The following is a 20632-nucleotide window of genomic DNA, read 5'->3' on the forward strand; positions in this document are numbered from 1 at the left end:
GGTGAGCCCATGGTCCCACCCGCCGAGCTGCGCGTACGCCCCCTGAGCCCGGAGGAGTACGCCCTCTGGCACGCCGGTCGCGGCGACGCCCTCGACCTCCCCGCGCGGCCCGGCACCACCGAGGTCGGGGTGCTCGTGTACGCCCGCACCGGCCCCGTCGCCAACGCCCTGGTGCGCGCCGAGCCCGGCGTACGCCTCACCGCCGAGATCCGCGCACTCGACGTCACCGACGATGCCCTCGCCACCACGGTCGTCGAGGCGGTCGTGCAGAACTTCACGCGCGGCGGCTACACCCACTTCCGCGCCTGGGCGGGGGAGTCCGCCCTCGCGACGTTCACCACCGCCGGGTTCGACGTCGTCGGCCGCGACCTGACCCTCGACCTGAGTGGCGACGCCGTCGGTCCCCGGACGCCCAAGGGGCGCTCCCGCTTCTCCCGCAAGCCGTCCGGCGACGCGCTCGAGGTGGCCGAGGCGGGGGAGAAGGACGCCGCGTCGTTCCTGGCCTGGTTGACCTCCGCTCGTACGCTCGCCGCGATGCCGCGCACGCCGAACCGTGCCGCCCTCCGCGCGATGCGCAGCAGCTCCGGACAGCACTTCCTCACCCTCCGCGAGGGTGATGGCGTCGTCGCCGACGTCTGGGTCAGTGAGGTCGAGGCCGCGGGGGAGAGCGGCGTGACCGTCCGCGGGGGCGTGCTCCACGCGCTCCGGCTGCGTGGTGGGTTCGACACCTCCGCGCTCGACGGCGTCGACGCGGCGCTGCGGTCCTGGGCTCGGGACCGCGGCTTCGTACGCCTCGATGCCCACGTGCCCGGCACCGCCGACCAGACCCTCGTCGAGCACGCCCTGGCGCGAGGCTTCCGCGACGCCGGCACGCAGCTCGAGCGCACCGTCGAGGACCCGGACTCATGAAGGGCACGCCCCGACTCGTCGTGGGCGCCGCCATCGTCCACGGCGACGGAGACGACAGGCAGGTGCTGGCGGCCCAGCGCACGGACCCGCCCGAGGTCGCCGGGCGCTGGGAGTTCCCCGGCGGCAAGGTCGAGCCCGACGAGAGCCCGGAGGACGCGGTGGTGCGCGAACTCGCGGAGGAGCTGGACGTGCAGGCCGAGGTGCTGGAGTGGCTGGACGGGGAGGTCCCCGTCAAGGCCGGCCTGGTGCTGCGCGTCGCGCTCGTACGCCTCGTCTCCGGGGTCCCGGCGCCCCACGAGCACTCAGCGGTGCAGTGGGTGGCAGCCGGACAGCTGCGAGAGGTCGATTGGCTCGACTCCGACCTGCCCTTCGTCGACCAGTTAGCTACTCGGTGGTCGAGGAGCGAGGCGCCAGCCGAGCCGCGAGACCCCGCATGACCGCCCGCGCGATCTTCGGCGAGGAGGACGACGCCCTCGCCGTCGCCCGTCGCCTGCGTGCCGACGGCTTCGAGGCGACCGCGGCGCGCGAGCCGTTCGCGGGGGAGGACGACGACGAGGACCACGCCTGGGCCGTACGCACCGACGCGCCCGAGGCCGCCCTGGACCTCCTGTGCGAGGAGTACGACGGCTGGCTCGACGCCGAACCGCCCCCGCACTCGAGGCCCCCGTTGGACCTGCCGGCTGCGCCGAGGCGTCACCACCGACCGCCGCGCGAGTGAGCACGGCCTCGTCCACAGGCACGCGTGTCCGACATGCATTCGAACGCATGTTCGATTAGCATGCAGGCATGACCTCGCTCCTGGACCCCGCCCCGATCGTTGGGCGGTCGCGTGTGCGGGGTCCGCGGGAGACGGTCAGTTCGGTTCATGACGCGCTCGACGCTGCGGGTCCGGTCGAGGGGCTCTCGTCGCGGGAGTGTGATGCGTTGATCGCTGAGGTCGCTCGGGCGCGGGCGCGGTTGCAGGCGTACGAGCTGCGGCTGGTCGCCGCGGCCGCGAAGACGACCGTGGCCTCTGATGCGGGGGTGCGTACCACCAGTGACTGGCTGGCTGCTCGCACCCGCACCACCGGGGCAGCCGCTGCCCGCACCGTGGGTCTGGCCGCCGACCTCGACCAGCGGCTCCCCGCCACCAGTCAGGCCCTGGACGCCGGGCTGGTCTCCCGCGAGCACGCCGCGGTGATCGCGCACGCCACCGCCCAGCTCCCCACCGGACTGTCCGCCCAGGACAGGGCCACCGTCGAGCAGCGGCTCGTCGAGCGCAGCCGCACCCTGGACCCGACCCAGCTGCGGCGCCACGCCCGCCGGGTCCTCGAGGTCGTCGAACCCGACCCCGCCGTGGTCGATGCGCACGAGGACGCGCAGCTCGTCGATGAGGAGTCCCGCGCCCTGGCCAAGGCCCGGTTGACGCTGCACGACAACGCTGATGGCACTGTGACCGGACACTTCACCGTCCCCCACCTGGCCGGATCGGTGCTGCGCAAGATCCTGGCCGCGATGACCGCACCCCGCCGCGCCGCGCTGGGAGCATCACACGCGCAGGGCGGTCAGAGCATCGATCGGGACTGGGCGCACGAGCGGGGTGTCGCGTTCGCGGCCCTCCTCGAGCACCTGCCCACCGACCGGCTCTCGGGCAAGACCGCGACGACCCTCGTGGTCACGATGGACCACACCACGCTCGCGGGGGCGGTGAAGGCGGCCGGGATCGACACCGGTGAGCGGCTCTCTGCCGCGACCACCCGGCGGCTCGCGTGCAGCTCCGGGCTCGTGCCCGTCGTGCTCGGTGGGGAGTCCCAACCGCTGGACCTCGGCAGGCAACGTCGCCTGTTCTCCGAGGCCCAACGCCTCGCGGGAGCGACCCGGCACACCACCTGCGCCGCGACCGGGTGCCAGACCCCCTACGCCTGGACCGAGCTGCACCACGCCAGACCCTGGTCCCACGGCGGCGCCACCGATCTGGACGACATGGTCCCGTTGTGCGCGTTCCACCACCGCCGCATCCACGACGGCGGCTACCAGCACCGACGACAACCCGACGGGTCCATCGTCTTCACTCGCGCTCACGCAGCGAGCGCCCCCTGACTAGGCTCGCGCGCATGAGCGACCTGCCCGACCGACGCCTGCTGCTGGTGCACGCACACCCCGATGACGAGACCATCGGCCAGGGCGTCACGATGGCGAAGTACGTCCGCGACGGCGCCCACGTCACCCTCGTCACCTGCACCGGGGGAGAGGAGGGCGAGATCCTCGTGCCCGAGCTCGAGCACCTCGCCTCCGACCGCGAGGACCGCCTCGCCGAGCACCGACGCATCGAGCTCGCCGAGGCGATGCGCATCCTCGGCGTCACCGACCACCGCTTCCTCGGCGGCTTCGGCGCCTACCGCGACTCCGGCATGGTCTGGCACGACGAGGGCCACGCCGTGGCCGGCGAGCACATCCACCCCGGTGCGTTCTGGGGCGCCGACCTCACGGCGGCGGCGAACGACCTCGTCGAGGTGATCCGCGAGGTCCGTCCCCAGGTGCTGGTCTGCTACGACGAGTTCGGCGGCTACGGCCACCCCGACCACATCCAGGCCCACCGCGTCGCGATGTACGCCGCCCAGCTCGCCGCCGTCCCCTCCTACCGCCGCGAGCTCGGCGAGGCCTGGGACATTCCCAAGATCTACTGGGGGGCCATGCCCGAGTCGCGCATGCGCGCCGGGCTGCGCGCCATCCGCGCCGCCGGCGACACCACCTCCTTCGAGGGCCTCGACCCCGACGGACCGCTGCCGCGCTTCATCACCCCCGACGCCGACGTCACCACCGTCGTCGCCGACGAGACCCTGGTCGACACCAAGCTCGCCGCGCTGCGCGCCCACGCCACCCAGGTCACCACCGACGGGCCGTTCTTCGCCCTCTCCGACAACTCCGGGCAGCAGGCGTGGGCGGCGGAGTACTTCCGCATCGTCAAGGGCGAGGCCGTTCCCGACCCCGAGGGCGGCGACGACCCCGATGTCGACGGTCAGCTCGAGACCGACCTGTTCGCCGGCCTCACGGCCGACTGAGGTGGCTCCCGGCGTACGCGGCGCACGCGACGTACGCGGCGTCGCCGGCTCCGTGGCCGGTCCTGCTGCCGGACTGACCTGCGGTGTCGTCGCCGGCGTCGCGAGCGTGGCGCTCTACGCGTACGACTGGGGCCTCGCCCTGGTCGCCGTCACCTGCACGACCGCGCTGCTGCTGACACCGCCGGGACGGGTACGCGGGGCCGCAGCTGTCGGCTGGACGCTCGCGGTGCTGCTCGCCGCCCGCGGCGGCCCCGGTGGCGACATCGTGGTCACCCAGGACGTCCGCAGCGTCTTCCTCGCGCTGGTGGGCCTGATTCTCCTCGTCGTCGCCGCGGCCACGTGGCCACGGAATCAGCCCGACCGGGCTCTATCCTCGTCGCCGTGAATGCCACCGGTCCCGACGACGAGCACGCCGCCGACGACCGACCCGACGAGCGGAGCCGAGGCGTCGGTGGCGACGACTTCGGCGACCCGGCCAGTGGGCCCGAGCGCAGCGGCGCCGGCGCGGCCCTCGCAGTACTGGTCGCCGTCGTCCTGGTCGCCGGGGCCGGCTACGTGTGGGCGGTGCTCAACGCCGGGGACCGCATCGCCCCCGGCACCACCGTCGCCGGCGTCGACGTCGGCGGGGTCCAGCCCGCGGCCGCCGAGCTGACGCTGCGCAACGGACTCGCGACCCGCGCGAGCGAGGACGTCGAGCTCACCGTGGCCGGCGCGCAGGTGCTCCGGTCGCCGTCGTCGCTCGGACTGTCGGTGGACTACGCCGCGACCGTCGACCAGGCCGCCGGCGGATCGCGCTGGCTGCCGGCCAACCTGTGGGACTTCTACACCGGCGGCACCAGTCTCGACGCCGTCGTCGACGTCGACCGCGCGACGCTGCTGCCGTTCCTCGACGACGTCGTCGCAGACGCCGAGCAGGCGCCCGTCGAGGGCGAGGTCCTCATCAGCGGCGCCGACTACGAGGTCGTCGAGCCCGTCGAGGGCACCCGGCTCGACCGTGTCCAGGCCGTCGCGACCCTGCGGTCGCAGTGGCTCGACGCCGACGTCGTGGAGCTGCCGCTGGAGCCCGCGCTGCCCGACATCGACGCCGACGACGTACGCCGCGCCGTCACCCAGATCGCCGAGCCGGTCGTCTCCGGGCCCGTGCGGCTGCGGGTGGGGCAGGACGTCGTACGCCTCGCCCCCCGCGACTACACCGACCTCGTCTCGCTGACGCCGGTGCAGGGCCGGCTCGAGCTCGCCGTCAACGAGGAGCGCCTGCCGCTGCGGGTGTCCCTCGCGCTCAGCCAGGCCGACCTGCTGGACGCCGGACGCGACGCCCAGCTGGACGTCGTCGACGGACGCGTCGAGATCGAGCCCGCCGTCGTCGGCCAGCGGGTCGTCACCGAGCCGCTGGTCCTGCGCTTCCGGCAGGCCACCTTGGCCGCCGACGTCGCCGACCGCGTCCTCCGGGTGCCGCTGCAACGGCGGCGACCCGAGCTGACCACCGCCGCCGCCGAGCAGCTCGAGATCACCGAGCAGCTCGCCGAGGTGCAGATCCCGTACGCGAGCGCCCCCTTCCGCGACACCAACCTCGCGCGCGGCGCCGAGGAGCTCGACGGCACGCTCATCGAGGCGGGGGAGTCGCTGTCGTTCAACGAGACGATCGGCCCCCCGACGCCCGAGCGCGGCTTCGTCGAGGGCGTCCGCTACGACGACGGTCAGACGTACGCCGGGGTCGGTGCCGGGCTCTCCCGCCTGGCCAGCGCGCTCGCCAGCGCCGCCTGGCAGTCCGCCCTGGACCTGCAGGAGCGCAGCCCGATGCCATGGCACCCCGAGGAGTACCCGATCGGCGTCGACGCCGCCGTCCAGTTCGGCGTCACCGACCTCGTCGTCGCCAACCCCTCCCCGTACGGCGTCCTCGTCACCGCGGAGGTCGCCGAGGGTGGGAACCGGGCGGTGACCGTGTCCCTGTGGTCGACGACCTGGCGCGAGGTGCGTACGTCGCTCTCGGCCTTCACCGACCAGGAGTCCCCGGCGAGCGAGTTCGTGTCCACCGAGGGCTGTGTCGGCGTCGCGGGTCAGCCGGGCTTCGACGTCACCGCCACCCGGACGCTCCTGCGACCCGGCGGCGGCGCGCAGGTGCGCACCGACGACCTGGAGGCGTCCTACCGGCCCCTGCCGAACATCGTCTGCGTCAACCCCTGACCGGGGAAACCTGCCGGATGAACTGGGCGAACGTTCGCGAACTGTCCCAGCGAGCCCTACGCTTGGCTGGTGCGAGCCACCCGTGACCGTCGTCCCCGTCTGCTCGCCCGGGCCGTCCCGGCCCTGACCTTCGTGGCGGCGCTGACCGTCCAGGGCCTCGCGGTCACCGCCCAGGCCGAGGAGCCGGCACCGGCGCCGACCGGGACGCCGGCCGGGACACCGGCCGGGACGCCGGACCGCCCCGCCGAACCGGGTGCGGAGATGGGGCAGGAGCAGCGCTCGGAGCAGGCGGAGGAGACCCTGGAGGAAGTCCAGGCGATCCTGTCCGGGCAGGGCGAGCCCGCCGCGACGGGTGGGACGCCGGCCGACCCGGGGACGCTCCCACCGGGTCGCCTCGCGGAGGCAGCGGAGCCCGAGGCGCACCTCTCCCTCGCCCTGCGCGACCTCGGCATGCAGCTCGACGACCTCGGGCCCGCCGACAGGCGCGAGGCACGACGCATCCTGGCGCGACCGACGAGCTCGTACCAGGGCGACTACATCTCCTACCTGGCGGGCGCGGAGCTGAAGACCTCGTGCGGGCCGCAGGTGTGCGTGCACTGGGTCGACGAAGCGCCTGCCCGTGGTCGCGACGACACCCCGCCGCGGGCCGACACCGACGGCGACGGCGTCCCAGACCAGGTGCAGCTGACGCTCCGCACCTTCGAGAACGTCCGCAAGCGCACCGTGGCGATGGGCTACCGTCCGCCGCTCGTCGACGACGTGGACGTCGCCGACCCCGACGCCCGCGGCCGTTTCGACGTCTACCTCGCCGACCTCGGCTCGCTGCGCCCGTTCCCGCTGTTCGGCTACTGCGCCTGGGAGTCCAAGGCCGGGTACGACTACGCCGGTGCCGGCTACTGCGTCGTCGACAACGACTTCTCCGCGCGCCAGTTCAAGGCGCCGCCGCGCAAGAGCCTGCGCGAGACCATCGCCCACGAGTTCTTCCACGCCGTGCAGTTCGCCTACGACGCCGTCGAGGACCTGTGGTTCATGGAGTCCACGGCCACCTGGATCGAGGACGAGCTCTACGACCGCGCCAACGGCAACCGCAACTACCTCGACGAGTCCCAGCTCGCCTTCCCGAACCTGCCGATCGACGACCCGCTCGGCCGCTACGGCAACTGGGTGTTCATGCGCTGGCTCAGCGAGCGCTTCGGCCCCTCGATCGTGCTGCAGGCCTGGCGTCAGGCCGACTCGGTCGCCGGACCCGACAAGTGGGGTCTGCAGGCCATCGACACCGCGCTGCGCGCCCGGGGCACGACGCTCGCGGCGCAGCTCCCCCGCTACGCGGTCGACCTGAGGTTCGCCAAGCGCACCTTCGAGGAGGGCGGCGAGAGCAAGCTGTGGCGGCCGGCGTCGGCCGGTCAGCGCATCGGACTGAGCCGGCAGGCGCCGGTCAGCCAGGTCCAGCGTCTCGTGGTGCGTCAGACCGGGTCGCAGTCCCTGGTCGTGCCGACCCGGGACGCCACCAGCGGCATGCGTCGCCTCGTCGTCGCGGTCAAGACGCCGGCGAGGGCCCGGGGCGTACGCGTGAAGCTGGTGCAGGTGCGCAGCAACGGCAAGCGCGTCGTCCGTCCCGTCAAGGTCGACAAGCGGGGCTCCGGCACCGCGCGCATCGGGTTCGTGCGCAGCAACGTCGACCGCGTGCTGGTGCTCGCCACCGCCACCAGCTACAGGATGGTGTGCTGGCAGCGGCCCCCCACGGGGTTCTCCTGCGACGGCGCCCGTGTCGACGACAACCTGCCGGTCGCGGTGCAGGTGGCCGGCCGGCGCTAGACCCGAGCAGCAGACCCGAGCAGCAGACCCGAGCAGCAGGCCCGAGCAGCAGGCCCGACCTCAGCGGTCGAGCACCAGCTCCAGCGAGCTGATCAGGCAGCGCTGCGCGACCGTCGGAGCCAAGGACCTGCGCGTCGCCGCCGTCAGTCGGCTGACCATCACCGCGACCTCGATCTGCCCGGCGAGCGCGTCGGACCCGATCGTCTCCCGCAGCGTCCGCCGCAGCGCCGCGCGGGCGACGGCGTAGATCGGGGCGTCGTCCCACCCGTCGCGCAGCAGCTCGTACGACGCCTCGTCCGACCACCGGTAGCGACCCTGGGCGTGCTCGGTCAGCGACACGGCCGCGAGCAGGTGGTCGAAGCCGACGATCCCGTCGTCACGGGCGTACTCCCAGTCCACCAGCCCCGTGACCCGTCCGGGGCCGGGCCCGTCGCAGTCCACGGTGACGTTCTGCGCGGAGACGTCGCGGTGCTCGAGCACCTGCACGTCCAGGGCCTTCAGGTCGCGGCGCACCGCCTCCAGACGGCGTACGGTGCGCGCCTCGAGCGGCATCGTGCCCAGCGGGTCGAACACCGCGTCGAGCGCCGCCGCGGGGTTGCCGGGCCGCGCGGTGCCGAGGGCGAGCAGCCGGAGCTTGTCGTGCAGGTCCTCGATCGTCGCCACGGTGGTCGCGGGCCAGGTGAGGCCGTCGCGGTCCCCGTCGATCCACAGCGGCAGCCCGGCCAGACCCTCCTGCACCAGCCAGGAGCCCAACCGCCCCAGCTGCCGCGGGGCGATGCCCAGGGACGCCGCGCGCTCCTGCGCGTCCGCCTCGGCGCGCCGTCCCGAGGACCGGGCCGAGGTCAGCACGAGGCTCGGGTGCAGGTCGTCCTGCCGGAAGACGAAGACCGTCCGGCCGCCACTGCGCGAGACCGCGAGCAGCGACGCCTCCTCCAGCGACGGCGCGCGGCGCCCCGGCAGCCCCTTGACGCTGAAGTCCGCCCAGGCGTCGACCAGGTCCCGGCGTAGCGCGTCGAGCTCCTCGTCGGTCGAGGTCGGCAGGCGTCGCAATACGGCGGCTGCGAGATCGGTCGGCAGCGGCGACCGCGACACCCGCGCGCGCAGGCGGGGCGCTCGCGTGGCCGCGGCGGGCATCCCGTGGTTCAGCGCCCGCCGCAGCTGCGTCGCGTGGAAGTCGGCAGGGCCCGGCCACCGGGTGTCGAGCACCGCGGTGCGCGGGCTGGTGAGCCGGACGTAGCGGCCGGCGTCCGCCGTGCGACGGCCGGGCCACGGTCGAGTCATCCCTCGACCGTAGCCAGGTGCAACGACCGTGTGGTCATCTCACGGCGTTGCGCTGCTCACGCCCGGAGGCTCGCGCCGTGTCAGCAGGGACCGCACCACGTCGAGCTGCTCGGGCGCGAAGAAGCGGGCGAGCACCGCCCAGACCACGACGTAGACCGGACCGCCGACCAGCAGCTCCGCGAGCACGGGCAGGCTCAGCGCCCACAGCACCCCCACCAGCGCCACCGAGGCGGCCGCGGGCACGATCAGGGGCCGCACCAACGGCAGCTCCACCCCGGCGCGACGCAGGGCGTACACCGAGACGCCGGCCTGCACGACGTACGCGATCACCGTCGCGACGCCGGCGCCCACACCGCCGAAGGGCGGGATGAGGGCGAGGTTGAGCGCGACGTTGGTCACCGTGGCCGCGACCGAGCTGATGAACAGGGCGCGTCCGTCGTACGCCGCGACCAGCAGTGCGTTGCAGAAGAACGCGACGGCGTAGAACAGTGCCGCGGGCGCCAGCCAGAAGAGGATCTCGGCGCCGCGCTCGGCGTACTTGGCGCCAAAGAGCAGGTCGATCAGTCCCTGTCCCTCGAAGACCGCCACCGCGATGAAGGGCAGGTACACGAAGCCGCCGATGGCCATGGCGTGGCGGAACGCGTAGCTCCACTTCCACTTCTCCGGTGACCTGCTGACCACGGGGAAGATCGCCTGGTTGATGGCGAAGGCGACGAAGAGCGTGGTCTCGAGCAGTCGGTAGGCCACGGAGTAGACACCGACCGCACCGTCGCCCTTGAAGACCTCCAGCAGCACCGCGTCGAGACGGAACAGCAGCATCAGGACCAGTGCGGAGAGACCGAGCATCGCCGTCTGGCGTGCCGCGACGTGCAGGTCCGAGCGGTCCAGCGAGCCGAAGTCCGAGCGCACCCCCAGGCGACGCACCGCGACCACGTGGGCCAGCCACCCCAGCACCGTGCCGGCGAGGAATCCGGCCCCGACCCCGACGATGCCGTAGCCGAGCAGGGCGCCGAGCAGCACGCCGACGGCGGTGACGATGCGCTGACCGACCAGCGCAGCCGACGTGCTCGCAGGCCTCTCGAGGGCCACCGACACCGACCGGGCGGTCTTGCTCCACAGCTCCGGGAAGCCCGCGAGCAGGAAGAGCAGGACGCAGATCCAGCTCTCGGTCGTGGGCCGGGTGAAGGAGAGCGCCACCGCGGTCAGGGCGAAGATCGGCACCGCGACGGCCGTCTTCCACACCGTCGCCGCGGCGTACGCGCGGGGCAGGTCACGGGGGTCGGCCGCACCGCGGCGCACGACGTTCTCGTCGAAGCCCCACTGCGGCAGCGCGGAGACGATGAGCATGACCGCGAGGGCGTAGCTGATCGCGCCGAAGTCGTCCTGGCTGACCACGCGTGCCACGACGACGGTCCACGCGAGGGTCGCGATCTTGCCGAGCACCTCGGCGAAGGCACGCACCACCACGTTCACGGCCGTACGCCGGGTCGTCTCACCGACCTCGGCGCGCTCACTCACGACGATGACGAACCCTTCACGAGGCGATGCGGACCAAGGAGCCCGTCACGGTCTGGGGACGGGCACGCACGGTGCCCGGACACCGCTCCGGCAATGATGCCCTCTGCGTGAGGTCGACAAGGAGCATCCGGCGATTCCCCGCGGTCGACACATCGTGTGACAGCCCCGCCCACGCCCGGATCAGGCGGGCGAGGTGAGGTAGATCGCGCGGTGGTGGCACACGAGACCGGCCGAGGCGTACAGGCTGCGGGCGGCGTCGCTGTCACCGAGCACGTGCAGCCACAGGGTGCGGGCGCCGGACTCGGCGACCGCGTCGAGCAGCGAGACCAGCACGGCGCGCGAGAGCCCCTGACGTCGGGCTCGCGTGGTCGTGGTGAGACCGAGCAGACCGACGGTCTCGGGGCCCGCGGGGTCCACGACGACCCGGCCCGACGCGAGCGAGGGGTAGGCGGACCCTTCGGGCGCCGCGACCTCGGCGGACCAGCCGCGCACGGCTTCGTCGACGGGGTCCACGGTGCGGGCGAGGGCGACCTCGGTCGACGGCCGCGGGGGCGACGCCGCGCGCAGCAGGCGCAGGGCCCGCGAGACCGACCCCACCCACGTCTCGGTCGGGGACTCGCGCCGCGCCGGCGTCCAGCCGGCGTCCGCGAAGGCGACCGCGGCGGGGGAGTCCTCGACCACGCTCGCCCAGGGGTGTCGCCCGCGGGCCGCGTACCACCGCTCGACCTCGGCGACCGCGTCCCCGAGGGGGATCCCGGGATCGCCGACGGCGAGAGCGGACGTGCGCCGGGCGACGCGACGCCGGTCGCGGGTGTGGGGGTCCTCGTCCTCGTCGTCGCGCAGCAGCCACGCGCCCAGCGGCTCACGCGTACGCGCCGGGAACGACCGTGCCGCGGCGTGCTGCAGCGCGACCGCGTCGAGCCGCAGGCGCGTCGAGGGGCGGGGCGGCACCGGCTTGCCGGAGACCACCAGCGCGACGGGCACCCGATGCGCGACTCCGCTCTCGCTGCGTACGACCGCTGCCTGCTCGTCCCAGGCCTCCAGGACCCCCAGCACGTCGGTGAAAGCCGGCCCTCCAGTGGGTCCGACCTCGCCGGGCACCAGGCGGCGGAGCACGACGCGCTGTCCCACGATGTGGGGACCGAGACCGTGGGCGAGCACGCACGGATACTAGGCTCAGCCCCAGGAGCGGCAGCTGCCGTGCCGCACGCCTTCGAGCCCTCTGAGGACTCCGAGGGCTCAGCCAGCCCAGCGAGGAGGACCCGGTGACCTACGTCATCGCCCAGCCCTGTGTCGACGTCAAGGACCGCGCCTGTGTCGACGAGTGCCCCGTCGACTGCATCTACGAGGGCAAGCGGATGCTCTACATCCACCCCGACGAGTGCGTCGACTGCGGTGCCTGCGAGCCGGTCTGCCCGGTCGAGGCCATCTACTACGAGGACGACACCCCCGGCGAGTGGGCGGAGTACTACGAGGCCAACGTGAAGTTCTTCGACGACCTCGGCTCGCCCGGCGGCGCGGCGAAGATGGGTGAGATCGACAAGGACCACCCGATCATCGCGGCCCTGCCTCCGCAGAACCAGGACTGACCTCCCGGTGAGCGCCCGCGCGCTCCCGGGCGTCGAGAAGACGGTCTCCGGGCGTCTGCCCGACTTCCCCTGGGACCACCTCACGGCGTACGCCGAGCGCGCCCGGGCGCACCCCGACGGCATCGTCGACCTCTCGGTCGGCACGCCGGTCGACCCGACCCCGCAGATCGTGCAGGGGGCGCTCCGGGCGTCCGCGGACACTCCCGGCTACCCGGTCACCGTCGGCAACGCCGAGACGCGTCAGGCTGCCATCGACTGGATGGGCCGCACGCTCGGAGTGACCGAGGTCGGCCTCGACGCGGTCATCCCGGTGATCGGGTCCAAGGAGCTCATCGCCTCGCTCGCCGGCCACCTCGGGCTGGGGGCCGGCGACACGGTCGCCTATCCAGCCCTGGCCTACCCGACGTACGAGGTCGGGGCGGTGCTCGCCGGCTGCGACGCCGTCGCGGTCGACGCGACGACCGAGCAGGGGCGTACGCGCCTGGAGCAGCTGCCCGATGGACCGCCGCGCCTGCTGTGGCTCAACAGCCCCGCGAACCCGACCGGACGGGTCCTCGACGCCGCCACGCTGCGCGAGGTGCTCACCTGGTGCCGCGCCCACGGGGTGCTGCTGGTCTCCGACGAGTGCTACGTCGAGCTCGGCTGGGACGCCGAGCCGGTCTCGGTGCTGCACCCCGACGTCTGTGGCGGGTCCCTCGAGGGCGTGCTGGCGGTGCACTCGCTGTCGAAACGGTCCAACCTCGCCGGCTACCGGTGTGCGTTCGTCGCGGGCGACCCCCGGGTGGTCGGCGAGCTGCTCGCGGTCCGCAAGAACCTCGGACTGCAGCTCCCCGAGCCGCAGCAGCGGGCGATGGTCGCGGCGCTGGGCGACGACCTGCACGTCGCCGAGCAGCGCGAGGTGTACGCGGCACGCCGCGCCCAGCTGCGCGACGCCTTCACCGGCGCCGGCTTCGGCCTCGACCACTCCGAGGGAGCGCTCTACCTGTGGGCGACCCGCGGCGAGGACTGCTGGACCACGGTGCGCGACCTCGCCGAGCAGGGCATCCTCGTGGCCCCGGGGTCGTTCTACGGCGAGGCGGGCGCCGAGCACGTACGCATCGCCTTCACCGCCACCGACGAGCGCGTCGCCGCCGCCGCCGAACGCCTCCGCGCCTGAGGGAGCCGCCGGTCAGGGCCTCGGTCGCTCCAGGCCGAGCAGCTGCAGCAGCGAGGTCGACAGGCCGTGCACGACCCCCTCGCGCGGTCCGTCGTCGAGGGCGGCGGTGAGGCACAGGGCCCTGATGGCTGCGGCCAGCCACGCGTCGGGCACGGGGGAGTCGTGGTGGCCCGAGGCCCGCAGGTCGGCCAGGAGGCGCGCGAGGGGTTCGTCGCTGACGGCGTCGCGTGCGACGTTCGCGAGGCGCTCGGAGACCAGGGAGATCAACGCGTGCCGCGCGCGAGCGCGGTCGACCACTGCGGTCGCAAACGCCACGACGCTCTCGGCGAGAGGGCGTCGGTCGAGCTCGGCCATGCCCTCGAGGAGCTCGGGCACGAAGGTGGCGGCCTCGCGGGTGATCAGCGCGTCGATCACCGCGTCGCGGTCGGCGAAGTGACGGTAGACCGTCTGCCGCGCGAGTCCGGACCGCTCGGCGAGACCGTGCATCGTGAGGTCGCGCTCGCTCTCCCAGACCGCGGCGGCGGTGTCGAGGATGTGCTCGCGGTTGTGCCGTGAGTCGGCGCGACCGGTCTGCGCGTCCCTCATGGCGGCAGGATAGGTCGTCTCGAAATGTGACATCTGTCGCGGAACGCGTGACCGTAAGCGCTCGCGCATCGTAGAAGTGTGACAGTTGTCCACTTTCAAGGAGTCCGTATGACGCTCGACCGTCGCTCGTTCCTCGGAACATCTGCCGCCACCGGTGCTGCCGTGGCCCTCTCCGGGGTCGCCGGCGCCGCGACCCCGGCGGCCGCAGCGACCCGTACACCCGTACGCCGGCTCGAGCGTCGCGCCGTCATCATCGGCTCCGGCTTCGGCGGCGGCGTCGTCGCGCTCCGGCTGGCGCAGGCCGGGGTCGACAACCTCGTGCTCGAGCGCGGACGCTGGTGGCGCCCGGCGCCGAACTCCGACACCTTCCCGACGATCAAGACCCTCGACGAGCGTGCGCTGTGGCGGGGCTCCGACCTCACCCAGCCGTTCCCGACCGCCCTCTTCGGCGACTTCAGCGCCGCGAGCCTCAACCCGTACGTCGGGCTCATCGACGCCCACGTCGGCACCGGCATGACCGCGTTGTGCGCCGCCGGTGTCGGCGGCGGCTCGCTGATCTACCAGGGCATGAGCCTGCAGCCGAACCGTGAGGTCTTCGAGAGCATCTTCCCGGCCGGTGTCGACTACACCGAGATGAACCGGCGCCACTACCGTCGCGCCGGCCGGGTGCTGCACATCCAGACCGCGCCCGACGAGCTCATCGCCAGTGAGAACTACAAGGCGCCTCGCGCCTTCCGGCGCCGCGCGCGTGAGGCCGGCTACCGGGTCGAGAAGACCCCGATGCCCATCGACTGGGACTTCTCGCTCGCCGAGCTGCGCGGGGAGATGAAGCCGGCGTACACCACGGGCGACACCGGCCTCGGGGTCAACAACGGCGGCAAGTTCAGCGTCGACAAGACCTACATCGCCAAGGCGATGCGTACGGGGCGCACCACCGTGTGGGCCCAGCACGAGGTCGTCGACATCGAGCAGGACCGGCGCGGCCGCTACCTCGTGCACGTGCACAAGACCGACCGGCGCGGGCGCGTGCTGGCCCGCAAGGTCATCCGTACGCCCACGCTGGTCATGGGCGCCGGGTCGATGGGCACGACCAAGATGCTCACCCGCGCCAAGGCGTTGGGTGCCATCCGTGGCCTGCCGGACGAGATCGGCGAGGGCTGGGGCAGCAACGGCGACCGCATCTACGTGTGGGAGTCGCTGACCGAGGACTTCGGGCGCTTCCAGGGCGGCCCGGTCATCTACGACTCCAAGGACTGGAAGGACGCCCGCACCGCCAACACCGTCATCCAGGCCTCGCTGCCACCCCTGCCCCTGGAGCTGCAACGACTCAACGCCACCATCCTCGTCGGCTTCGGGGTCAGCCCCGACCGTGGCCGCTGGGTCTACGACCCGCTGGGCGACGAGGCGCGCCTGCTGTGGAACCCGCTCAACGACCTGCGGTCCTTCGGGGCGATCCACGAGCGCGTGCTCCGCATCAGCGGCGGCACCGTGCTCGACACCAACGCCGCGGTCAACACCACCTGGCACGGTCTCGGCGGAGCGGTGATGGGGGAGGCCTGCGACCTCGACGGCCGGGTCAACGGCATGCGCGGGCTGTACGTGCTCGACGGCGCCCTGATCCCCGGCTCCACGGGGGCGTGCAACCCCTCGCTGACCATCGCGGCCGTCGCCGAGCGTGCCATGGACCGCATCGTGAAGCGCGACGTGGGACGCGTCATCTGACGCGGCAGCTCACTCCCCGCCCCCGGGGCATGTAACCCCATGTTGTGGCGGCTCCGCGCGGCCCCGGGGCCGCGCGGAGCGACCACAACATGGGGTTACATGCGCGTACGGACGGCGCGATCAGTCGACGACGTCGACGTGCACGTGGTCGCGGTGCAGCAGGATGTCGCGGTCCCCGGGCCGTAAGCTCGACACCTCGTAGTCGCGCCACCCCGAGCCCGAGCGCGCGGCGGTCCAGATGCGCTCGTCGAAGATGACCGTCTCGACCTTCAGCCGCTCGGCGTGAGCGACGAGGTACTGCGCGACCGCCCAGCCCTCCCGGTTCAGCGCCTCGTCGCCGACGGGCCGGAAGAAGATGTCGACCGCACGACCCTCGTAGTGGGCCGAGCCCGGGATGTGTCCCGTCGACACCCCGCCGGGCGCGAAGCCGCCGAGCGGCAGCTCACCGAAGGTGCGGGTCACGTCACGGCGTACGCGTGCCGCCGCCGGGGTCAGCCCGGCCGGGTTGAGACGGTCGGAGAGGTCCTCCTCGAAGGCGCGCCGCACGGTGCAGCTGAAGCGGGCGGGGGAGTAGCCGGTCAGCGCCGAGGCCAGCACCCGGGAGTCCTCCTCGTGCTGGCCGTACGCGTCGGGGAACGCCGAGCGCTGCACCTCCTGCGCGGCGACCGTGATCTCGAGGTCGGTGTAGCCCGGCACCTGCTCGAGCGCGTCGTAGAAGGCGTTGATCGCGTAGCGGGGCCGCTGCACCTGCGCCTCGGTGCCCCACCCCTGCGACGGACGCTGCTGGAACATCCCCAGGGAGTCGCGGTCGCCGTAGTCGAGGTTGCGCCACTTGCTCTCCTGGCGCGCCGTGGCGATGGCGATCGTCACGGCCCGCGCCGGCAGGTCCCGCTCGACCCCGATCGCGGCGATCAGGGCGACGTTCTCGGCCTGCTCGGTGTCGAGCTCGACGGTGCGGCCGCCCACCGTGGCCTCGCAGCGGGCGGGGTCGGGCAGGGGGCCCACGCCGTAGAAGATCGACAGACCGATCCCGGCGAAGACCACGGCTGCGACGACCAGCCCGACGAGGGTCCGCACGGGGTGGTCAGTTCGCGTGGAGCGCGGCGTTCAGCTCCACACCGGTGCCCTGCCGGGCGACGGCCTCGACCGCGCCGGTCGAGGAGTTGCGGCGGAACAGCAGCCCCGGGACGCCGGAGAGCTCGGCGGCCTTCACGGTCTCGCCGTCGCGGTCGGTCCCGACGAGCAGCACCTTCGTGCCGGCCGTGACGTAGCAGCCGGCCTCGACCGCGCAGTCGTCGCCCAGCGAGATGCCGATGCCGGCGTTGGCGCCCAGCAGGCACCGCTCGCCGATGGAGATCACCTGCTTGCCGCCACCGGACAGCGTGCCCATGATCGAGGCCCCGCCACCGACGTCGGACCCGTCGCCGACGACGACTCCGGCGCTGATGCGTCCCTCGATCATCGAGGACCCCAGGGTGCCGGCGTTGAAGTTGCAGAACCCCTCGTGCATCACCGTGGTGCCCTCGGCCAGGTAGGCCCCGAGGCGTACGCGGTCGGCGTCGGCGACGCGTACGCCCGAGGGCACGACGTAGTCGACCATGCGCGGGAACTTGTCCACGCCGTAGACGGTGACGTGGTGCCCCGCAGCCACGAGCCGCAGCCGCGTCATCTCGAAGCCCGGCACGGCGCACGGCCCGAGGTTGGTCCACACGACGTTGGACAGCAGGCCGAACAGACCTTCCATCGACGTGCCGTGCGGCGCCACGAGCCGGTGGCTGAGCAGGTGCAGCCGCAGCCAGGCCTGGGTGGTGAGCTCGGGGGCGGCGGCCAGGTCGTCGTCGGTGACGGTGACGACCTCGCGGCGTACGCCCCGCAGCTCGGCCAGCGCGCTCACGCGGGGGTCCTCGACCAGGGCGGTCAGCTCCGCCGGGGCCGTCGCGTCGGCCACGGTGTCGGCCGGCGCGGGACCCAGGGCCGGGGCGGGGAACCAGACGTCGAGGACGGTGCCGTCCGCGCTGGTGCCGTCGGCGACGACGGTGGCCACACCGTGGCCCCAGGCGGAGGTGGCGGGCGCCGGACGTGCGGTCGCGGGATCGGTCGAGGAGGTCTGTGCGGTCACGGGCCCAGCCTACGGAGGGCCGAGAGGGCCCTGACCGGGGCGCTTCCTTGCCCTAGTCTCGTCGTCCATGAGCTCGACAGGCGAAGGTATGGCCCGCTGGAAGAACCTCGTGATGGACACGGCCATCGACGAGACGACACTCGGCAGCTTCTGGGCGGCGGCCCTCGGCGACGGGGTGCTGAGCGACAACATGGTCGACGGGGCGCCCGACGTGCAGGTGCCGCCGGGTGAGGTGACACCGCTGGGCATCCGGATGCTCCCGATCGGTGAGCACCCCGCGACCCGCAACCACGTGCACCTCGACATCTTCACCGACTCCGTGGAGTCGTTGCTCGAGCTGGGCGCCAGCCCGCACGAGTCCGGCGAGATGCCCGAGGGGCTGCCGTGGACGGTGATGCGCGACCCCGAGGGCGGGGAGTTCTGCGCCTTCGTCCGGGAGCCCGCCCCGCGGTACCGCCTCCACGCCGTGGTCGTCGACAGCACGGACCCCGAGCGCGCGGCCCGCTGGTGGGGCGAGGTCTTCGGCGTCGAGCCGCTGGACCACGAGGACCACTGGACACTGGCGGGCGTCCACCCCGTCGAGCAGGTGACCATCGACTTCGTGAAGGTGCCCGAGCTGGCCGCGGCCAAGGGGCGGCTCCGCTTCGACGTGTACGGCGACGTCGACGCCCTGCTCGCCCACGGGGCCACCGAGGCGCGCGCCGAGTCCGGCACCCACGTGCTCGCCGACCCCGACGGCCACCACTTCGGCGTCCACCTCGAGTCCCACTGACGTGGGGGCCGCACTCGACCTGACCACCGACGTCGTCTCGCTCACGGCCGCGCTGGTCGACGTCTTCTCCGAGTCCGGCCAGGAGGCCGAGCTCGCCGACGCCGTCGAGGCCGCGTTGCGCGCTCTGCCGCACCTCGAGGTCACCCGCCTGGGGCACAACGTCGTCGCGCGCACGGACCTCGGCCGGGCCGAGCGCGTGGTGATCGCCGGGCACCTCGACACGGTGCCGGCTCACGACAACTTCCCCTCGCGGCTGGACGAGGCCGCCGGGCTGCTGCACGGCCTCGGGTCCTGCGACATGAAGGGCGGCGTCGCGGTCGCGCTGCGCATGGCCGCGACCGTGCCGGAGCCGGTGCGCGACGTGACGTACGTGTTCTACGAGGCCGAGGAGGTCGAGGAAGAGCGCAACGGCCTGCGACGCCTCGCCGAGACCGCCCCGGAGCTGCTCGTCGGCGACTTCGCGATCCTCATGGAGCCCTCCGACGCGCGCGTCGAGGCCGGGTGCCAGGGCACCCTGCGCGTCGAGGTCACGACCGCCGGTGAGCGCGCCCACTCGGCCCGCTCGTGGATGGGGGCCAACGCCATCCACGCCGCAGCGCCGATCCTTGCGCTGCTGGCCGCGTACGAGCCGCGCCGCCCGGTCATCGACGGGCTGGAGTACCGCGAGGGCCTCAACGCCGTCCGGGTCTCCGGCGGGGTCGCCGGCAACGTCGTGCCGGACTCCTGCACGGTCACGGTGAACTACCGCTTCGCCCCCGACCGGTCGACCGAGGAGGCGCTCGCGCACGTGCACGAGCTGTTCGCGGCGTACGACGTGGTGTGCACCGACCTGGCCCCCGGTGCGCTGCCGGGCCTGACCCGCCCGGCCGCGGCGGCGTTCATCGAGGCGGTCGGCGGCGACGTGGGCCCGAAGTTCGGGTGGACCGACGTCTCCCGCTTCACCGGTCTGGGCGTGCCGGCGGTGAACTACGGCCCCGGTGACCCGCTGCTGGCCCACAAGCAGGACGAGCACGTGCCGCTGGCACAGCTGCGCCACGTCGAGCAGCGGCTGCGTACGTGGCTCGAGGGGTGACGGCCACACCGCGCGGCGTCTGACAGGATCTCGGCGTGCCGGAACCCACCACGCAGGCCGACAGCCCCACCGAGGAGCAGCGGGACGACCGCGTCCACAGCCGCGGACCGGTGCAGTACCGCCGCAAGCAGCGACAGGGCACCACCACCGACCAGCACCTCCTGGACTCCCACCAGGACAGCGACTGGGTCCACACCGACCCGTGGCGGGTGCTGCGGATCCAGTCCGAGTTCGTCGAGGGCTTCGGCGCTCTCGCCGAGCTCGGTCCCGCGATCGCGGTCTTCGGCTCGGCGCGCACCGGCACCGACCACCCCGCGTACGCCCAGGGCGTCGAGCTCGGTCGCCGGCTGGCCGAGGCCGGCTTCGCCGTCGTCACCGGCGGCGGCCCCGGAGCCATGGAGGCCGCCAACAAGGGCGCGTGCGGCGCCGACGGCGTGAGCGTCGGGCTCGGCATCGAGCTGCCCCACGAACAGGGCCTCAACGACTGGGTCGACCTCGGCATCAACTTCCGCTACTTCTTCGCCCGCAAGACGATGTTCGTGAAGTACACCCAGGGCTTCGTCGTGCTCCCCGGCGGCTTCGGCACCCTCGACGAGCTCTTCGAGGCGCTCACCCTCACCCAGACCGGCAAGGTCACCTCCTTCCCGATCGTGCTGCTCGGTACGGACTACTGGGGAGGCCTCGTGGACTGGCTGCGCGACACCATGCTCGCCGCCGGGGCGATCAACGCCGCGGACCTCGACCTGATCCATGTCACCGACAGCGTCGACGAGGCCATCGAGCACATGGTCGCCGGCCGGCGTCAGGACTGAGACCAGGGCGGAGGTCAGGTTTCCCGTGGAGCTCTTCTTCGCCCTGCTGGCCCTCGT

Annotated in this window: 20 protein-coding genes; 14 read left to right on the top strand and 6 right to left on the bottom strand. The window is 73.1% G+C overall.

Annotated elements, in window-relative coordinates; genetic code table 11:
* The first annotated feature begins 9 nt into the window (after positions 1–9).
* The 8 genes from KLP28_12390 (at position 10) to KLP28_12425 (ending at position 7949) form a co-directional block, all read left to right on the top strand.
* Complete coding sequence (locus KLP28_12390) at positions 10–909, top strand: hypothetical protein (GenBank protein QWC84369.1); 900 nt, start codon at positions 10–12, stop codon at positions 907–909.
* Positions 906–1346 (top strand): (deoxy)nucleoside triphosphate pyrophosphohydrolase, encoded by a 441-nt coding sequence (locus tag KLP28_12395; GenBank protein ID QWC84370.1) that lies wholly within the window; start codon positions 906–908, stop codon positions 1344–1346. Before KLP28_12390 ends, KLP28_12395 begins: the two co-directional genes overlap by 4 nt.
* Entirely contained in the window at positions 1343–1627 is a 285-nt protein-coding gene (locus KLP28_12400) for a hypothetical protein (GenBank protein QWC84371.1), read from the top strand. Before KLP28_12395 ends, KLP28_12400 begins: the two co-directional genes overlap by 4 nt.
* A gap of 206 nt (positions 1628–1833) precedes the next feature.
* On the top strand, positions 1834–2988 hold the full coding sequence (locus KLP28_12405) for an HNH endonuclease (GenBank protein QWC84372.1): 1155 nt from the start codon (positions 1834–1836) through the stop codon (positions 2986–2988).
* Positions 2989–3002: 14 nt separating this feature from the next.
* A complete protein-coding gene (gene mshB / locus KLP28_12410; GenBank protein ID QWC84373.1) occupies positions 3003–3950 on the top strand; it encodes an N-acetyl-1-D-myo-inositol-2-amino-2-deoxy-alpha-D-glucopyranoside deacetylase in 948 nt (315 codons plus the stop codon).
* Position 3951: 1 nt separating this feature from the next.
* Positions 3952–4335: a hypothetical protein gene (locus KLP28_12415; protein ID QWC84374.1), complete on the top strand. Its 384-nt coding sequence runs from the start codon at positions 3952–3954 to the stop codon at positions 4333–4335.
* On the top strand, positions 4332–6134 hold the full coding sequence (locus KLP28_12420) for a VanW family protein (protein QWC84375.1): 1803 nt from the start codon (positions 4332–4334) through the stop codon (positions 6132–6134). The genes KLP28_12415 and KLP28_12420 overlap by 4 nt, the downstream gene beginning before the upstream one ends.
* Positions 6135–6203: 69 nt before the next feature.
* Positions 6204–7949, top strand: coding sequence for a hypothetical protein (locus tag KLP28_12425; GenBank protein QWC84376.1), 1746 nt, complete (start codon positions 6204–6206; stop codon positions 7947–7949).
* A gap of 60 nt (positions 7950–8009) precedes the next feature.
* Here the strand turns inward: KLP28_12425 and KLP28_12430 are convergent, their stop codons facing one another.
* The 3 genes from KLP28_12430 to KLP28_12440 all read right to left on the bottom strand — a co-directional run bounded on the left by KLP28_12430 (position 8010) and on the right by KLP28_12440 (position 11909).
* Complete coding sequence (locus KLP28_12430) at positions 8010–9230, bottom strand: hypothetical protein (GenBank protein QWC84377.1); 1221 nt, start codon at positions 9228–9230, stop codon at positions 8010–8012.
* Between the two features lie 39 nt (positions 9231–9269).
* The gene (locus tag KLP28_12435; GenBank protein QWC84378.1) at positions 9270–10748 is read right to left on the bottom strand and encodes a flippase; all 1479 of its coding nucleotides are present in this window, start codon (positions 10746–10748) and stop codon (positions 9270–9272) included.
* Between the two features lie 180 nt (positions 10749–10928).
* Positions 10929–11909 carry a GNAT family N-acetyltransferase gene (locus tag KLP28_12440; GenBank protein QWC84379.1) on the bottom strand — a complete coding sequence of 327 codons (981 nt, stop codon included), beginning with the start codon at positions 11907–11909 and terminating at the stop codon, positions 10929–10931.
* A 104-nt stretch (positions 11910–12013) separates the two neighbouring features.
* On the opposite strand from KLP28_12440, the gene KLP28_12445 reads away from it, so the two are divergent.
* Positions 12014–12337, top strand: a complete 324-nt coding sequence (locus tag KLP28_12445; protein ID QWC84380.1) for a ferredoxin family protein — start codon at positions 12014–12016, stop codon at positions 12335–12337.
* Between the two features lie 7 nt (positions 12338–12344).
* Positions 12345–13493: a succinyldiaminopimelate transaminase gene (gene dapC / locus KLP28_12450; protein ID QWC84381.1), complete on the top strand. Its 1149-nt coding sequence runs from the start codon at positions 12345–12347 to the stop codon at positions 13491–13493.
* A 12-nt stretch (positions 13494–13505) separates the two neighbouring features.
* Here dapC and KLP28_12455 read toward each other — a convergent pair whose 3' ends face one another.
* The gene (locus KLP28_12455; GenBank protein ID QWC84382.1) at positions 13506–14078 is read right to left on the bottom strand and encodes a TetR/AcrR family transcriptional regulator; all 573 of its coding nucleotides are present in this window, start codon (positions 14076–14078) and stop codon (positions 13506–13508) included.
* Between the two features lie 108 nt (positions 14079–14186).
* Here KLP28_12455 and KLP28_12460 point away from each other — a divergent pair, with 108 nt between their 5' ends.
* Positions 14187–15800: a hypothetical protein gene (locus KLP28_12460; protein ID QWC84383.1), complete on the top strand. Its 1614-nt coding sequence runs from the start codon at positions 14187–14189 to the stop codon at positions 15798–15800.
* Positions 15801–15920: 120 nt separating this feature from the next.
* Here KLP28_12460 and KLP28_12465 read toward each other — a convergent pair whose 3' ends face one another.
* Together KLP28_12465 and dapD are read right to left on the bottom strand one after the other, a co-directional pair.
* Entirely contained in the window at positions 15921–16859 is a 939-nt protein-coding gene (locus tag KLP28_12465; protein ID QWC86966.1) for a hypothetical protein, read from the bottom strand.
* 25 nt (positions 16860–16884) lie between these two features.
* Positions 16885–17919: a 2,3,4,5-tetrahydropyridine-2,6-dicarboxylate N-succinyltransferase gene (dapD, locus tag KLP28_12470; protein QWC84384.1), complete on the bottom strand. Its 1035-nt coding sequence runs from the start codon at positions 17917–17919 to the stop codon at positions 16885–16887.
* A 67-nt stretch (positions 17920–17986) separates the two neighbouring features.
* On the opposite strand from dapD, the gene KLP28_12475 reads away from it, so the two are divergent.
* The 3 genes from KLP28_12475 to KLP28_12485 are packed head-to-tail and all read left to right on the top strand — an operon-like array spanning position 17987 to position 20575.
* The gene (locus KLP28_12475) at positions 17987–18691 is read left to right on the top strand and encodes a hypothetical protein (protein QWC84385.1); all 705 of its coding nucleotides are present in this window, start codon (positions 17987–17989) and stop codon (positions 18689–18691) included.
* 1 nt (position 18692) lies between these two features.
* A complete protein-coding gene (gene dapE, locus KLP28_12480) occupies positions 18693–19763 on the top strand; it encodes a succinyl-diaminopimelate desuccinylase (GenBank protein ID QWC84386.1) in 1071 nt (356 codons plus the stop codon).
* 35 nt (positions 19764–19798) lie between these two features.
* Positions 19799–20575 (top strand): TIGR00730 family Rossman fold protein, encoded by a 777-nt coding sequence (locus KLP28_12485; GenBank protein QWC84387.1) that lies wholly within the window; start codon positions 19799–19801, stop codon positions 20573–20575.
* The last annotated feature ends 57 nt before the right edge of the window (positions 20576–20632 follow it).

This window comes from Nocardioidaceae bacterium, assembly GCA_018672315.1.
Classification (GTDB): domain Bacteria; phylum Actinomycetota; class Actinomycetes; order Propionibacteriales; family Nocardioidaceae; genus TYQ2.